18 protein-coding genes are annotated in these 14,748 nt (G+C 39.1%); 11 read left to right on the forward strand and 7 right to left on the reverse strand.

Features of this window, described 5'->3' with window-relative positions; all coding sequences use genetic code 11:
- The first annotated feature begins 1 nt into the window (after position 1).
- From hisB to mrdA, 8 genes are read left to right on the forward strand one after another with little or no spacing between them, the layout of a single operon-like run.
- Positions 2-574: an imidazoleglycerol-phosphate dehydratase HisB gene (hisB, locus tag PHC76_RS07740; RefSeq protein WP_299972668.1), complete on the forward strand. Its 573-nt coding sequence runs from the start codon at positions 2-4 to the stop codon at positions 572-574.
- Complete coding sequence (locus PHC76_RS07745; RefSeq protein WP_299972667.1) at positions 571-1,062, forward strand: HAD family hydrolase; 492 nt, start codon at positions 571-573, stop codon at positions 1,060-1,062. The genes hisB and PHC76_RS07745 overlap by 4 nt, the downstream gene beginning before the upstream one ends.
- Complete coding sequence (gene lptC / locus PHC76_RS07750) at positions 1,063-1,572, forward strand: LPS export ABC transporter periplasmic protein LptC (protein ID WP_299972665.1); 510 nt, start codon at positions 1,063-1,065, stop codon at positions 1,570-1,572.
- A gap of 10 nt (positions 1,573-1,582) precedes the next feature.
- Positions 1,583-2,074: a lipopolysaccharide transport periplasmic protein LptA gene (gene lptA / locus PHC76_RS07755; protein WP_299972663.1), complete on the forward strand. Its 492-nt coding sequence runs from the start codon at positions 1,583-1,585 to the stop codon at positions 2,072-2,074.
- Positions 2,071-2,682 (forward strand): ribosome biogenesis GTP-binding protein YihA/YsxC, encoded by a 612-nt coding sequence (gene yihA / locus PHC76_RS07760; protein WP_299972662.1) that lies wholly within the window; start codon positions 2,071-2,073, stop codon positions 2,680-2,682. Before lptA ends, yihA begins: the two co-directional genes overlap by 4 nt.
- A 44-nt stretch (positions 2,683-2,726) precedes the next feature.
- Positions 2,727-3,143: an N-acetyltransferase gene (locus PHC76_RS07765; protein ID WP_299972675.1), complete on the forward strand. Its 417-nt coding sequence runs from the start codon at positions 2,727-2,729 to the stop codon at positions 3,141-3,143.
- Entirely contained in the window at positions 3,092-3,565 is a 474-nt protein-coding gene (locus PHC76_RS07770; RefSeq protein ID WP_300209923.1) for a hypothetical protein, read from the forward strand. The genes PHC76_RS07765 and PHC76_RS07770 overlap by 52 nt, the downstream gene beginning before the upstream one ends.
- Positions 3,562-5,403 (forward strand): penicillin-binding protein 2, encoded by a 1,842-nt coding sequence (gene mrdA, locus PHC76_RS07775; protein ID WP_299972658.1) that lies wholly within the window; start codon positions 3,562-3,564, stop codon positions 5,401-5,403. Before PHC76_RS07770 ends, mrdA begins: the two co-directional genes overlap by 4 nt.
- On the opposite strand, the gene ybeY is transcribed toward mrdA, so the two are convergent.
- A complete protein-coding gene (ybeY, locus tag PHC76_RS07780; RefSeq protein ID WP_299972656.1) occupies positions 5,363-5,782 on the reverse strand; it encodes an rRNA maturation RNase YbeY in 420 nt (139 codons plus the stop codon). The two genes, mrdA and ybeY, sit on opposite strands and share 41 nt — an antisense overlap.
- A 315-nt stretch (positions 5,783-6,097) precedes the next feature.
- Here ybeY and PHC76_RS07785 point away from each other — a divergent pair, with 315 nt between their 5' ends.
- The 3 genes from PHC76_RS07785 (at position 6,098) to PHC76_RS07795 (ending at position 9,317) form a co-directional block, all read left to right on the forward strand.
- Positions 6,098-7,552 (forward strand): TIR domain-containing protein, encoded by a 1,455-nt coding sequence (locus PHC76_RS07785; protein WP_299972655.1) that lies wholly within the window; start codon positions 6,098-6,100, stop codon positions 7,550-7,552.
- A gap of 348 nt (positions 7,553-7,900) precedes the next feature.
- Positions 7,901-8,572 (forward strand): 7-cyano-7-deazaguanine synthase QueC, encoded by a 672-nt coding sequence (queC, locus tag PHC76_RS07790; protein WP_299972653.1) that lies wholly within the window; start codon positions 7,901-7,903, stop codon positions 8,570-8,572.
- 106 nt (positions 8,573-8,678) lie between these two features.
- On the forward strand, positions 8,679-9,317 hold the full coding sequence (locus PHC76_RS07795) for a SprT family zinc-dependent metalloprotease (protein WP_299972651.1): 639 nt from the start codon (positions 8,679-8,681) through the stop codon (positions 9,315-9,317).
- On the opposite strand, the gene PHC76_RS07800 is transcribed toward PHC76_RS07795, so the two are convergent.
- The 6 genes from PHC76_RS07800 to mobB all read right to left on the reverse strand — a co-directional run bounded on the left by PHC76_RS07800 (position 9,314) and on the right by mobB (position 14,570).
- Positions 9,314-10,318: a hypothetical protein gene (locus tag PHC76_RS07800; protein ID WP_299972649.1), complete on the reverse strand. Its 1,005-nt coding sequence runs from the start codon at positions 10,316-10,318 to the stop codon at positions 9,314-9,316. The two genes, PHC76_RS07795 and PHC76_RS07800, sit on opposite strands and share 4 nt — an antisense overlap.
- Complete coding sequence (metG, locus tag PHC76_RS07805) at positions 10,315-12,261, reverse strand: methionine--tRNA ligase (protein WP_299972647.1); 1,947 nt, start codon at positions 12,259-12,261, stop codon at positions 10,315-10,317. The genes PHC76_RS07800 and metG overlap by 4 nt, the downstream gene beginning before the upstream one ends.
- A gap of 265 nt (positions 12,262-12,526) precedes the next feature.
- A complete protein-coding gene (locus tag PHC76_RS07810) occupies positions 12,527-12,736 on the reverse strand; it encodes a hypothetical protein (protein WP_299972646.1) in 210 nt (69 codons plus the stop codon).
- Positions 12,737-13,043: 307 nt separating this feature from the next.
- Positions 13,044-13,238 carry a hypothetical protein gene (locus PHC76_RS07815; protein ID WP_299972644.1) on the reverse strand — a complete coding sequence of 65 codons (195 nt, stop codon included), beginning with the start codon at positions 13,236-13,238 and terminating at the stop codon, positions 13,044-13,046.
- Positions 13,225-14,067 carry a class 1 fructose-bisphosphatase gene (locus PHC76_RS07820; RefSeq protein WP_299972643.1) on the reverse strand — a complete coding sequence of 281 codons (843 nt, stop codon included), beginning with the start codon at positions 14,065-14,067 and terminating at the stop codon, positions 13,225-13,227. Before PHC76_RS07820 ends, PHC76_RS07815 begins: the two co-directional genes overlap by 14 nt.
- Complete coding sequence (gene mobB, locus PHC76_RS07825) at positions 14,064-14,570, reverse strand: molybdopterin-guanine dinucleotide biosynthesis protein B (RefSeq protein WP_299972641.1); 507 nt, start codon at positions 14,568-14,570, stop codon at positions 14,064-14,066. The genes PHC76_RS07820 and mobB overlap by 4 nt, the downstream gene beginning before the upstream one ends.
- Positions 14,571-14,748 lie beyond the last annotated feature (178 nt).

Genomic DNA, 14,748 nt, shown 5'->3' on the forward strand with positions numbered 1-14,748 from the left:
GATGATTCAAAAAAGTCGTAAAACAAAAGAGACCGATATTTCTCTCACTTTAAATCTCTACGGTGAGGGGAAAAGTACCATCTCTACCGGAGTTGGATTTTTGGATCATATGTTGGAAAGCTTTGCAAAACATGCGTGGATGGATTTAGAAATCACCTGTGTCGGTGATACTCATATTGATGACCACCACAGTGTGGAAGATGTAGGGATTGTTTTAGGGCAAGCGTTGAGAGAAGCGATGTATCCGATTCAAAATGTTGAGCGTTTTGGAAACAGCGTCGTCGTTATGGATGAAGCAAGTGTATCGTGTGATTTGGATTTAAGTAATCGCCCTTATTTACACTGTGAGCTGGATATTAATGGAAAAGTAGGCTCTTTTGATACCGAATTGGTTGATGAGTTTTTTCGTGCCGTCATCTTTAATGCTGGAATCAGTGCCCATATCGTTCAGCAACGCGGTTCGAATAATCACCATATTATCGAAGCCTCTTTTAAATCATTTGCCGTCTCTCTTCGCCGTGCATTGGTTAAAAATGACCGTGCAGGGACACCAAGTACTAAAGGTGTGCTGTGATTCGTCTCATTATTCTTGATGTTGACGGATGTCTGAGTGATGGAAAGATTACCTATACCCATGAGGGAATTGAGCTAAAAAATTTTCATGTTCGTGATGGATTCGCACTAAAATCGATTGTGAAAATGGGATATGAAGTGGCAATTATTACCGGTCGTGATTCGGCAATCGTCACAAATCGTGCACGTGAACTTGATATACCGCACCTTTTTCAAGGGGTCAAAGATAAAAGGGCAGTGGCTCAAGAGTTGTGTCAAACTCTTGGTATAGAACCCAGTGAAGTAGCTGCAATCGGTGATGATTTGAATGATCTTAAACTGCTTCAATGGGTAGGAAGAGCGTTTTCACCCAATGATGCATTAGAATACATACAATCATCAACTCATGTTTTAGAACGTCGAGGCGGTGATGCGTGTGTCCGTGAAATGATTGATATTATTCTCAAAGAAAACGGCGATGAAGAGCGCTTTGTGAGTGCATGGATTTAAATGTCGATTAATCTCTTTTTTATTGTGATTTTTGCTTTGCTTGTTGGAATGTTTGAATATTTTCAACCGCATGATATAAGTAACAAAGATATGAAAGAGGTTCCTCAATTTGAATTAAATAATTTTATCATTTATGAGATTTCACCATTAAAGATTAATCGTTATTTTGAAGGGAAGCACGGTCTCCATTACAGTGATCGATACGTTATTAAAGAGGGGAAATTTACCAATAACGAAAGAGCTCTTTTAGAATCGATTCGTGCGGACAATGCTCTATATAAGGGGGATCTTGTAACCCTCAACGGAGGTGTCCACTATGTACGCTCAGATGGAGTTAATTTTTACTCTGAAGAGGGGCAATATGATCAAAAAAACGGCTTAATCAAAACCGATAGAGCCTTTAAGATTACGAAAGAGGGGAACTCAATTTCGGGAATCCATCTTGATTATAATCTCAATCTTGATACGGTTTCGGCAGACCGAATTCAAGGTGTCTATCAATTAAAATAAGGGATAAACTATGTATAAACGACTAATATTTTTTTTACTATTTTCGGCTTTATCGATGAGTGCTAATGAACTTAAAGTTCTCTCCGATAACTTTAAAGGGGATCAGCCAAAAGGGTTATCGGTTTTTACCGGTAATGTTAAAGTTACAAAAGGGTTGGATGAATTAAATGCATCGAAAGTGACCATTTACACCGATGCCTCTCGTAAACCAACTAAATACATTGCTGAGGGTGATGTCTCATTTTATATCGTTACGGAAAATAATGAAAAATATCGTGGTAAATCACAACGGGCAGTCTATCTACCCAATGAGAGTGAATATCAGTTTTATACTAAAGTTGATTTGATTCGAATAGATGATTATCGTCGTGTAAAAGGGGACAAAGTAGTAGTAAACGAAGTTCATGGCTTTGCAAATGCCGACAGTGTTGATGGTGAACCGGTGTTGATGATTTTTACGATGCAAGATAAAAATGCAACCAAAAAAGGTTCATCAAAATGATAGAGATTATTGAATCAGCTTTTCTCACCTCTGCTCCCACCATCCGTTTAGCTCCTGAAAATGAGTTTCAAAACGAAGTTGCGTTTATGGCACGCTCAAATACAGGTAAAAGCTCTCTTCTTAATACTTTGACGCAACGTAAATCATTGGCTAAAGTATCGGCGACACCGGGTAAAACACGTTTGATTAACTATTTTGATGCTGTTTTTATGGATCGTGATAGCGGTGAGAAAATCAGTGCAATATTGGTCGATTTACCGGGATTTGGATACGCAAAAGTTGCCAAAAGTTTAAAAACCGATTGGGAGAGTAATCTCACTAATTTTATTGCCGAGCGAAAACAAATACGAGTGTTTGTCCATTTGATCGATTGTCGTCATCCCGATTTAGAGATAGATGCATCGGTAGCAGAGTATTTACGAGATATTTGTTCAGAAGATCAACATATACTCCAAGTCTATACGAAAATTGACAAACTTAATCAAAAAGAGCTCAATGAGCTTAAAAAACGGTTTCCGAATGCATTGATGGTTTCTAATTCGAAACGTCGCGGAGTTGATAAAATTGTCTCTGTTTTATACAAAATGTTAAAGGGGAATGAAGAGTGAGTGAAATATTCTTTAAAAAACCTACACTTCACGATATCCCATCGATGCAGGCATTGGTAGCACCGCAGATAGAGAATGGGGTGATATTAGCCCGTAGTGATGATGAGATAGCCACTAATATTCGATCTTATACTTTGGCGATGGATGGTGAAAAATTGATTGGTTTTTGTGCCCTTCATATCCATTCTCCTAATCTTGCCGAAATACGTTCTATGATTATTGATGAAACATACCGAGGAAAGAAGATTGGGAGTACTTTAGTTGATACAGTGTGTCAAGAAGGTAAAAAATTAGGATTACATGAAGTTTTAGCGCTGACATACCAACAACTTTTTTTTGAACGTTTAGGGTTTATTGAAATCCCTAAAGAGTCTATTCCCGAACATAAGATTTGGGCTGATTGTATAAAATGCAAACATTTTCCTATATGCAACGAAGTATCACTTATCAAAACACTCTAAGCACACTCTTTTGGATTGTTGCTTTTAGTTTTTATAGTGCTCTTAGTAGTATTCATCTTTTTTTGCCCCCTATGCTGGCGGTTGTTGGATTTTTATTCTACCTTGCATTGAGTAGGCACGATCTTTTTTCGTTAATTGCGTATTCGATTATGTTGTTAATGATTGAAGCTGAAAAAGGGTTTTGGTTTGGGAGTTCCATCGTTTTTTTTACCCTTATAAGTTATTATTTACTCCCAAAATTAGAACAAAATATGCGATGTACTGTATGTATTAAAGCACTGTTTGTCCTCGCAAGCTATCTTCTATTTTGGATATTTCTTACTATGGCGAACGGTATTTTACTCTTACCACAACCCTCATTAGATTGGCACGTCCTTTTTTATATGGGGATTGAATTTTCTGTGATTGCGATATTCGGATGAAAATAAAACTTTTACTTGGATTTTTTATACTTGCATGGATAGCATTGATTGTCCGTGTATTTGATTTATCGGTAAGATCCAATGAACACTATGAAACCTTATCGCAAAACAACAGTATCAAGACAGAACTTTCTCCCCCTGTGCGCGGTGAGATTTTGGATCGACGACTGGAACCGATTGCCATTAATGAACTTGGTTTTAAAATATCTCTGGCTCCTCATTTAACCAAAGGGGATGATATCCATCTTTTGGAACAAGAAGTTAACTATCTTCTTAGTATGATTCCAACACTTGATGGGAAAAAAATTATTAAAATTTATCGTGCAGAAGATTCGTATTACAACCATAGTTTTATTGATGTCGTCGATTTTGTCCCTCATGAGACAATGATCCCTCTTTATGCATTGATGAATCTACGTGAAACAATTAAAATTTCCCCTTCTACAAAACGTCTCTATCCACACGGATATATGGGGTCACATATTATCGGTTATGTTGCCAAAGCGAATCAAAAAGAGGTTGAAAATAATCCCTTATTACAACTTTTAGGGCATGTCGGGAAAAGCGGGATCGAAAAATATTATAATAATTATCTCCAAGGTGAAGCCGGGGAGCGACGTATAAAAGTAAATGCCCATAATGTCGAAATCGAAGAGATAGGGCGCAGTGCGACCCAAGAGAACCGTAATCTAGTGCTCAACTTGGATATGCGGTTGCAAGAGTACATTACCGCAGCTTTTGTAGGCAAAGTGGGAGCGATTGTTGTTATGGATACCAATGGGGCGATTTATGCTGCCGGAAGTTATCCTGAATATGATCTTAATGGCTTTGTAGAGGGGGTTAGCTCGGATCAGTGGAATTATCTAATCAACAGTGTGTATGCTCCTTTTACCAATAAAATCGTCAATGGTCTTTATCCTCCGGGCTCTACCGTTAAAATAGGGATGGGACTTGTCTATATTGGTTCTGGTAAAATGGATGAATCGACGGTTATTCAAAGCACCGGTTCGATGAAGCTCGGAGGTCGAACATTTCGGGATTGGAAAAAAACAGGACATGGACCTACCTCTATCGTCAAAGCAATAAAAGAGAGTTGCGACGATTATTTTTACGAGGGGAGTTTGAGAGTAGGGATTGATACGATGAGTCGTGGCATAACACGTATGGGATTGGGGACAAAAACATCGATTGACTTACCTAATGAATTTGTTGGAACCGTTCCGAGTCGTGAATGGAAACGTAAACGGTTTAAACAACCATGGTTTCATGGTGATACACTCAATTCCTCAATCGGCCAAGGAGATTTTCTTGCTTCTCCGATTCAAATAGCAGATTTAACAGCACTCATCGCTACGGGTAAACTCCCTGTTCCCCATATTGCTAAAACTATCGGTGATAAAGAGTTCACACCCAAACCGCGTGATGTTTTGACACCGCTGGAAAAACAAAAACTCCCCTTTATACAACAGGGAATGATCGCTGTGTGTAATGAGAAAGGGGGAACGGCAACAGGGCATATTACCTCACGTTTTCCGATAGCAGGTAAAACAGGAACGGCACAAACAACAGGGATTTCTCAAAATGTTAAAAACCGTCTGGATGAAAAAAGTATGGCGTATCTGCAACGCTCTCATGCGTGGTTTACCACATACGGTCCAGTAGAGAACCCTCAGTTTGTTGTGACGGTATTGGTTGAACACGGAGGTCATGGAGGAGAAGTAGCAGGAGAAATGGTATCGGGAATTTACAATAAGCTTTTAGAATTGGGTTACATTAAACTGGGTCAACCTAAACGCTCTACCCTTGACTCCTCAGTATCAGACTCAACGGCAAATTAAACTCTCGAACGAGTTCTTCTTCTCTGTGGCGCATTTCACCGTTATCAACTTCATGATCCATCCCCAAGAGATGAAGCATCCCATGGATAAAGAGGAGAGAGAGTTCATCATTCGCACTATGACCTAACTCATGAGCGACACTTTCAACTTTATCACAACTGATGATAATACTCCCCAGTGGTGCACCTGGAAATGGATCACTTGGGAAACTAAGGACATCGGTGCTTTTGTCAAATCCGCGAAATTCACGGTTGATTTCTCGCATTTCAATATCATCGGTGATGATGAGTTCGATTTCTTGGTGACTCAGGGCAGTAGCAATGGTTTCTAAATTGTGAAAGTTATATTCTTTATCGGTTCGGTTATCGAGTTCTATCATAATGACATTGTAGCATAAGCTCTGAATATTTGTAAAAGTGCCAAAAATAGGGCTTTATATTAACCTAAAATAGGCAAAAAATCGGTCACTGACAAACTGAGAACGTATAAATTATGTGACACATCATAAAAAATGAGAAATCCAATATCTGACACTATTTTTCACTTTAGACTTTAGTAATACATAATGATATAGTTTAAGTTATTTAACTACATCTTTGTAAAATTTTTGTTTATATTTCCTTAGTCATTATAATTAAGACAAATTTTGGTACAGTTCAAAGTGTCACAAAATTAGGTATTAAATAAAAAATTAATGTTAGGAAAAAAATTGAAACCAAAAATTTTTATAGGTTCATCAGTTGAAGGATTAAGTGCCGCATATGCAATTCAACAAAATTTAGCTCACGATGCTGAATCTACAGTCTGGGATCAAGGCTTTTTTGAATTGTCAAAAACTACTATAGAATCATTGGATAAAGCATTGGAAACAATGGATTTCGGAATCTTTGTATTTAGTGGTGACGACATTACAATAATGCGAGGGAAAGAATCTTCAGCAGTAAGAGATAATGTACTTTTTGAATTTGGTTTATTTATTGGAAAGCTCGGAAGAGAAAGAGTTTTTTTTGTTATACCGGATGGCGATTCAATTCATATGCCAACTGACTTATTAGGGATTACACCTGGAAGATATAATCCCAATAGGCAAGATAAAAGTTTACAAGCTGCTACTGGTTCAGTATGCAACAGTATTAGAATCCAAATAAAGAAGATGGGTTTGCTTAGAGATATTGAAGAATTTGGAGATACTAGTGAATCTAGTAATCATATAGAAACTTCTGAAAAAGTATGGACTGAAGATTTTTCTAATAAAGACTTTTTAGGAGCTAAAGAAAAACTTGAAAAACAAATATTAACAGACGAAGGCGATGAACGTCTTAAAGATGAAGTATGGATGTCTTATATAAATTTTAAAATAAATGAAAAGCAAGGTCTATTGGAATTGTTTGAACTATATGAAAAACAAAGTAATAATATCGAAGTAGTTAGTAGAATTATGAAAGTGCTTGAATGGGAAAACTATATCGACAAAGCGATTGAGTTTGGGAAAACTTCATTGGCAAAAGTTGAAAATAAAAGTGCAATATTAATCAATCTTGCAAATTGTTACAAAAAGAATGGAGATGTGCATGAAGCACAAGAACTTTTAAATGGATATGATCCTAGTAATAACCCTGATATTGCTATAGCTCTTGCAGAAATGAAAGAAAATAAAGGTGAAGCATTATTAATATTACATGCAACATATCAAAATTTTCCAAACAATGAAAAATTAGTTTATAAGTTCGCAAGACTACTCCATGATGAAGGTCATAATAAAGAAGCTCTATATTTATATAATCTTTTAACAGATAAAAATATTGATAACATTGCCTATTGGGGATATCTAGGCAATACATGTGTTAATTTAAAATTAAATGATAACGCCATGAATGCATACAAAAAGGCAGATGAATTATCTATCGGTAGTGAAGCATGGATTGTAGCTAATATTGGAAACTTACTTAGTGCTAAAGGCTTCTATACAGAAGGAATTAAATCGTTTAAAAAAAGTTTAGAACTTGGTGATGAGTCAGAATATTCTCATGATAGATTAGCTTCTACAATAAAAAATAGAGAAGAAGAAAATAAGAAATTTCAAAATGAATGTGAAGAAGGTCGCAAGTTATTAAGACATTTTAACGTAACAACAGAAATTCCATTTTAATAAAATCTTGAAGATAGGAATACGAGGAGCGGGTGATACCTATAACTCATCGAAAGTGGGACTTGGATCTCGCATTTTGGCGAGGCTAAAGCCTCACTTCCAAACAAGTAAATAGTTGAAATGTGGACTGGTTGAATTAAATGAGGGGAAAGCACGACTCTTTTTAGGTATTCTCTTGACCAAGACGGTACGAGAAGGGTTCTATTATCATTTTTCTTTTATTCAAAGATATAACGAGTGTTGCTATACTTTCACAATTAAAACTTTTTGACGCAAAACGTTTGGAACGAAAAGTCGGGAAAATAAACAATAGCATAATCACGCACTAAAAAAGAAAAAGTAGTAAATATGAAAACAAAAAAAGCACTGTGTATTATGAGCGGCGGGATGGATTCGACCCTCGTCACCTACATCATGCGTTCACGCGGTTATGAAATCGTCGCATTGCATTTTAACTATGGTCAGCGTACCGTTACAAAAGAACTCTCTTGCTTCCGTCAAATATGTGAGGATTTAGGGGTGAGTGAAAAATATGAGATTGATCTCGATTTTTTTAAAGCTATCGGTGCCTCAGCGTTGACCGATCATAGTATCGATGTACCGACTGGCGGAATAGAAGCGGGTGTCCCTATCACGTATGTACCGTTTCGAAACGGAATCTTTCTCTCTATCGCTACCGCTATCGCAGAGAAAGAGGGGTGTTCAGCCATCGCTATCGGTGTGGTCGAAGAGGATAGTAGCGGTTATCCCGATTGTCGTGAGGCATTTATCGAGACATTTCAAAATGCGGCAAATCTAGGAACTAAAGAGACGACGAATATTACAATAGAGATGCCACTCGTCCATTTGCAAAAATCTCAAATCGTCGAGGAGTCACTTCGATTAGACGTTCCATTGCATTTGACGTGGAGTTGTTACCAAAGTGAAGATGCAGCGTGCGGTGTGTGTGATAGCTGTCGATTGCGTCTACGTGGCTTTGAACGTGCCGGAGAGAGGGATCCTATTCCCTATATGGAATAATGTATATGAAAATAAATTCTGCTTCGACAGAAGCAAGCTTTAGTGCCATAGCGGCTAGCGTAACCTTCGGGGCTTTGCTCCGTAGGTGTTCAAATTAAAAAATAATATGTTTGACGCATCAAATTCACCGATAACGATCCATTATCGTCCTCGAAATCGTAATACCTATATTACCATTACCCACAACGGTGAAGTATGTGTTCGTACACCGTTTAAAGAGCTTTCGCGTGTGAGAAGAGTGTTGAGAGAAAAAGAGAGTTGGATTAACACTAAACTCCATGAGATAACAAAGCGGGTCTCCTATCAACATACCGTGGGTGAAACTATCCTTTTTCGAGGGGAAGTAGTAGAATTAGAAAGATTTGAATTTTTGAAAAAAAAGGTCGAAAAAGATCAAAATAGTGTTAATATTGAAAAATATTACCATCAATTTTATAAAAATGAAGCACTTTTAACTCTCCCCTCCCGTATCAATCATTACAGTAAAAAGATAGGATTAGTACCCAGTGAAATACGGTATAAAAAAATGCGTAGACGGTGGGGAAGCTGTAGTAGTAGCGGTATAGTTACTTTTAATACGATGATGATGAAGCTCTCGTATGAACATATCGATTATATTATCGTCCATGAACTTGCCCATCTCAAACACATGAACCATTCCAAAGAGTTTCATGGATTGGTGCGAACGATTTTAACCGATGAAAAAAAATTACGTTCCGAACTAAAAGCGATGCGAATAGATTAAAACTCAAAATCCAGTTGTGTCATCATGGAGCGTGCAGGGTGGAGAATCGATTTATCTGCTCCGGCAACCAGTGCAAAATGGAACGAGTTGGTTTGGAGTAGGGCTAATATCTCTTCGGGATAGCCGTAAAAGAGGATGTTCTCAATGCCGATAGTGAGATGAGATTTCATTGTTTCAGGCAAAATATAGAGGATTTTTGACCATGAAGCTTGGAGGCGTAAAAAATCGATTTGCTCGTCGATAAGCTCCAATAACGGCTCAAAAATAACGACTCGATCACTCGTCCCGAACTCTTTGATCTCTAAACGACGGTTGGTAAAGACGGGGATAAAATGCCCCATTTTACTAAAGCTTTTGAACTGAAACGGGATACGTAAAAAGGTAAAAAAGAAGAGAAGGTGCTCTAAATAGGGGATAAAGAACGGTGAAAGCATTTGACGCTCATAAAAGGTGTCGTTGTGGATAAAAGAGGTCTCAAAAAGGGTTTGTTCGATGATGGTGATGGTGGTTGCTTGGGCACGGATGAGTTGATTTGTCTCTATAAATATTTCCGAATCAGTGAGGGCGGGAGAGTAGAGGACAATCGATTTTTTCTCTAATGGCCACAGTTTTTCCCATACTTCCGCCATACTCCCCTCAACGGCACAAAAATTTGGTGGAGTAGAGACAGAATGGGCGAGGTGGAGGGTGATAGGATCACACGCATAGACGAGTAAGTCTTTTTCTAGTAGGTAAAAGCGCAATAGCCGTTTAAGTGCATCATCGATAGAGCTTACTTGTACCCATGCAACTTCGGGATCACCCATCTGAGTGGGTTTGTCAAAGAGGATACCGTATGCTCCGTTAGCGAGAGCTTCGGGAATATCGCTAGGGTTATAGGCGACAAAAAGAGATCCTCGTTTTACTTTTGAAACCTCAAAGGCAACGGTTTCAAAAAGACTAATATTGGGTTCACTATGAAGCGTCCCTTTACTCAGTGCGAGGATATTTTCGAGTCTCATCCAATAGAGCTTCCAGTTGCTCTTGGTTTTTCGGGACGGATGAGGCAGAGTCCTTCACTGTCTTTGGCAGCGAGTAACATCCCCTCGGAGAGAAGCCCCATCAGTTTAGCGGGTTTGAGGTTAGCGACAACACACACTTGTGTTCCAACCAAAGATTGCGGGGTGTAATATTCCCGAATCCCTGCGACGATTTGGCGATGATGCTCTTCACCCAAATCGACTTGTAGCTTGAGGAGTTTGGAACTTTTTGGAACCTCTTCGGCTGCAACAACAAACCCGATTTTAAGTGACGTTTGGAAAAATTGGTCGATAGTGATAAGCCCTTCGTCATTTACGGTTGTCTCTTTTTTATCTTCCATTTTTGGTGCAACGACCACAGGTTTTTCCTCCATCATCGCTTTGGGTGCTTCATCCATCAACGGTTCATCAACACGAGGGAATAGAGGAGGAATTTTTTTGATTGTAAAGGCTTTGAGAAGCTCTTTATTGAGAATTAACGATGTGTAGCTTTGGGTATTGATTTCAAATCCAAGAGCATCGGCAACGGTAGCTGTTGTATGAGGCATGATAGAGTGGAGCATTACGACTGCTTTGGCAAGGAGATTCGCAACGAGAGCCACCGTAGCCAACGCTTCATCATTACGTCCCTCTTTGATTTTCACCCATGGTGCATGCTCTTCAATCGCTTTATTACCGATGCTAAATACTTTCCATAGCTCTTCGAGGTAACGATGGAGTTGAAGATCTTTCATGTACTCTTCGAGTGATTCGATGATAGCGTGTGCATCGTTGATCTCTTTGGTGTGGTATTTCAAGACGTCACTACTATCAATTTTAAAATCAGAGTATTTCTCGCTCATCCCGATGATACGATTGAGGAGATTTCCTAAATCATTAGAGAGATCGGAATTCATACGGTCGATGAGAGCACGTTGGGAAAAATCACCGTCTTGACCGAACGGTACTTCGCGCATCATAAAATAGCGGAAATTCTCAGCTCCGTAGTGTTTGGAAACTTCGCGTGGATCGACAACGTTTCCTTTGGATTTTGACATTTTTTCCCCATCGCGCGTCCACCAACCGTGTGCACCGATATGGCGTGGCAATGGGAGATCCAAGCTCATCAAGAATGCCGGCCAATAGATAGCGTGAAAACGGAGAATATCTTTACCGACCAGTTGCGTTGTAGCCGGCCAAAAATCCATTTTTGCATTGTCATCACCGTATCCGAGTGCTGTGACATAGTTCATCAATGCATCGAGCCAAACGTACATAACGTGTTTCGGCTCATTGAGAGATTCGGGTAGGTGAACCCCCCAGCTAAAGCTAGTACGGGTGACGGAGAGATCATTAAGCCCACCGCGTACAAAACTCATCACCTCATTACGGCGTGATTTTGGGAGGATAAAATCACTGTGGGCTTCGTAGTACTCCATCAGAGGCTTTTCGTATTTACTGAGGCGGAAGAAATAACTCTCTTCTTTGACGATACTCGTAGCACGTCCACAATCGGGACAGTATCCCCCATCCATGAGTTGAGATTCCGGAAAAAAGGTCTCACAGCTAACGCAGTAGTTCCCCTCATAAAAATCTTTATAAATATCCCCTTTTTCTACCATTTTTAAAAAAGCGGCTTGTACCCCTTTTTTATGGCTTGCATCGGTGGTACGGATAAACTGATCGTAACTGATATCAAACTCATCCCATAAGTTTTTAAACGTTGCACTGATCTCATCGGCAAATTGTTGCGTCGGTTTGTCGAGTTTTTTGGCTGCTTCTTCGATTTTTTGACCGTGCTCATCCGTTCCCGTGAGAAAATAGGTCTCATTGCCCAAAAGGCGTGAATGACGAGCGAGGGTGTCGGCGATAAAAGTGGTATAAGCATGACCGATATGGGCTTCACCGTTGACGTAATAGATAGGGGTGGTAATATAGTTTTTCATTGACATCCTTAAACAAATTGACCGTGCATACAGTAGTGATGGAATAATAATCGTTATTTTATCGGGAGTTACATTTGAAAGAATTAAATTGAGGTTTGATTTTGTCTAATCTATATATGGCTTTTAAGAAAATAAATTAAAATCATGTTTGTTTTACTTTCCCCTCGCTTCCAAACTTCAGTTTTTGGGAGTGTATAGCTATTTGCTATCTGCATTCCCAACGAGGACGTCGGGAACGAGGGAAAAATCCTTTTTTTCAGGTAATTTATTCGCTATTTTCATTATCACTTTCAATTAATTTATCTGCGGTATAAGCTAGCTTGATTGCGAGTCTAACAGATCGGTCAATGAGTTCGCTTTCATTACTTGGTGTAAGTTGAGCTGATGTGACATATGCGGCTAAAAGACGAGATGCCATATGGGCAATAGTATTTTCACTATATTGTAGCTTGAGATAAGTTTCTTCATTATTCATTTTAATTCCTTTATCTTTAAAATTTTGTTTTCTAACTATTTATTCAAAGAACATATTAGCATTTTAAGGCTATAAAATAAATATTTAATCATATTTTAAATGATTGTTAATTTTTACAAACATTACGGTGATTACTCGCTTCCAAACTCCAGTTTGGAAGTGCATAGCTATTTGCTATCTGCATTCCCAACGAGGATGTCGGGAACGAGGGAAAGTGAAAGCTGGATTCCCGCCTTCGCGGGAATGACGAGAGAAGGTTAGATTCCGTATCAAGTACGGAATGACTAAGACAGGGAATGATGGCGTGTTAAAAATCAAATCCGCCCGTAGAGCCTTTGGACATACTCTCATAGACACTGCGTACATACTGGGTTCGAACCTCACATCCGATGATTTCAGGGCATTTTAGACAGCTCTCAAACCCTTTGGATTCTTGACACTGTTCAAGCACTTTTTTTGCCTCATCGAGTTTGGCTTCATAAATGTCGTTAGTTTCTCCCATAGACATCCGCTACCACTGAGACTTCATAGTTAGAACCGAAAAAACATGGACTGGTGTCGTGAACATGTTTTGTCTCTTTTTCCAATACGCGGTTAGCTCCATCAATAGCGCGACCGCCAGCCGTTTCAAAAATAAAGGCAAACGGAAATACTTCAAAGAGTTGACGCAATTTCCCCTCCGGTTTATCTGAAGCACCTGGATAGCTGAATAACCCGCCCCCTTTGAGGAGGATTTGGTGCAAATCGGGAACCATACCGCCTGAATAACGGAGGCGATACCCATCGGCAAAGAAGGCATCAATCATTGCTTTATGGTACGGTGCCCAACACTGCTGTGTTCCGCCCGGTGCCATGATTTTCCCTTTTTCATTCAAATGGATCTCTTTGACGTATTCAAATTCTCCAGCTTGGAGGAGGTAGAGTTTTACTTTTCCCTCATGCGCAAATACAAGCTCGACACGAGGACCGTAGACGACATAGCAAGAGGCGACCATCTTACTTGCAGTCAATTCACCATCATAAATCCCGAAAATCGAACCGACACTGAGGTTTACATCGACGAGGGATGAACCATCCAATGGATCAAAGGCGATATGGTAGTGACCATTTTCGTTGAGGAGCATCGGAAGCTCTTTCTCTTCACTCGCGATGGTGTGGACAGAAGCTATTTTACTCAACTCCTCTTCGATGATTAAATCGCTTTGGATGTCGAGTTGGAGTTGGGTTTCACCTGAGCTGTTTTGCTCTTGGGAGTAGCCGATGTCTTTTACATCGATGGCGTTTTTGATGCGGATTGCACTTTTTTCGATGGCTTGTAATATGAGTTTCATTCTAATACCTTTGCGTTGTTTAATATCCAGTTGATGACGTTATCGGGGTTGTTGAGGTCGAGTAGCTCTACATTATCGGGTAAATCATAGTCGGTGATGGTAATCGTATGATCAATAGCGAGTGCATTCATATAAGGGAAATAATCGGTATCGATTACATCTCGAAATATACTGATACGGGGTAGGGGGAGATTTTTAAGCCCCTCAACCAAAAGAATATCAAATTCACCAAATAGTGAAATAATCTCATCTAGTTCTTTATGGCGTTGGGAAAAAAAGGTGGTGCGGGTAGGGGAGGTAACTACTACCTCTGCTCCAGTATCACTCATTTTGTAGCTATCTTTTCCCGGTACGTCGAATTGAGCTTTGTCTTTTGGGTCATTTTTGATGATAGCGACTTGGAGTTGATGATCGTGGATGAGTTTTCGGGCAACTTTTAAAATTAAGGTCGTTTTGCCGCTATTAGAAGGTCCGGTAAAAGCAACGGCTAAACGTTTTTTCAAAAAATCACCCTAAACATAAAATTAGGGATATTATAATCAAGTATCATTGAAATTTTGTTAAGAATCCTCTGTTTGTATTTAAATAGTTTCGCATTAGGTGAAAAATTAGGAATGTTAATGAAAAAACATGCAAGAAAAATGATAAATTGTGTAAAACCTATGTTATGATTAAAAAGAA

The sequence above is a fragment of the Sulfuricurvum sp. genome, from assembly GCF_028710345.1.
Classification (GTDB): Bacteria; Campylobacterota; Campylobacteria; order Campylobacterales; family Sulfurimonadaceae; genus Sulfuricurvum.

Bases quoted from the DNA above. Each gene is read 5' to 3' on its own strand.
- ybeY (WP_299972656.1), bottom strand. From the start codon at position 5,782: ATGATAGAACTCGATAACCGAACCGATAAAGAATATAACTTTCACAAT.
- PHC76_RS07770 (WP_300209923.1), top strand. From the start codon at position 3,092: ATGCAAACATTTTCCTATATGCAACGAAGTATCACTTATCAAAACACT.
- mrdA (WP_299972658.1), top strand. From the start codon at position 3,562: ATGAAAATAAAACTTTTACTTGGATTTTTTATACTTGCATGGATAGCA.
- PHC76_RS07765 (WP_299972675.1), top strand. From the start codon at position 2,727: ATGCAGGCATTGGTAGCACCGCAGATAGAGAATGGGGTGATATTAGCC.
- PHC76_RS07795 (WP_299972651.1), top strand. From the start codon at position 8,679: ATGTTTGACGCATCAAATTCACCGATAACGATCCATTATCGTCCTCGA.
- hisB (WP_299972668.1), top strand. From the start codon at position 2: ATGATTCAAAAAAGTCGTAAAACAAAAGAGACCGATATTTCTCTCACT.
- PHC76_RS07785 (WP_299972655.1), top strand. From the start codon at position 6,098: ATGTTAGGAAAAAAATTGAAACCAAAAATTTTTATAGGTTCATCAGTT.
- PHC76_RS07800 (WP_299972649.1), bottom strand. From the start codon at position 10,318: ATGAGACTCGAAAATATCCTCGCACTGAGTAAAGGGACGCTTCATAGT.
- PHC76_RS07810 (WP_299972646.1), bottom strand. From the start codon at position 12,736: ATGAATAATGAAGAAACTTATCTCAAGCTACAATATAGTGAAAATACT.
- queC (WP_299972653.1), top strand. From the start codon at position 7,901: ATGAAAACAAAAAAAGCACTGTGTATTATGAGCGGCGGGATGGATTCG.
- PHC76_RS07815 (WP_299972644.1), bottom strand. From the start codon at position 13,238: ATGGGAGAAACTAACGACATTTATGAAGCCAAACTCGATGAGGCAAAA.
- metG (WP_299972647.1), bottom strand. From the start codon at position 12,261: ATGAAAAACTATATTACCACCCCTATCTATTACGTCAACGGTGAAGCC.
- lptC (WP_299972665.1), top strand. From the start codon at position 1,063: ATGTCGATTAATCTCTTTTTTATTGTGATTTTTGCTTTGCTTGTTGGA.
- lptA (WP_299972663.1), top strand. From the start codon at position 1,583: ATGTATAAACGACTAATATTTTTTTTACTATTTTCGGCTTTATCGATG.
- PHC76_RS07820 (WP_299972643.1), bottom strand. From the start codon at position 14,067: ATGAAACTCATATTACAAGCCATCGAAAAAAGTGCAATCCGCATCAAA.
- yihA (WP_299972662.1), top strand. From the start codon at position 2,071: ATGATAGAGATTATTGAATCAGCTTTTCTCACCTCTGCTCCCACCATC.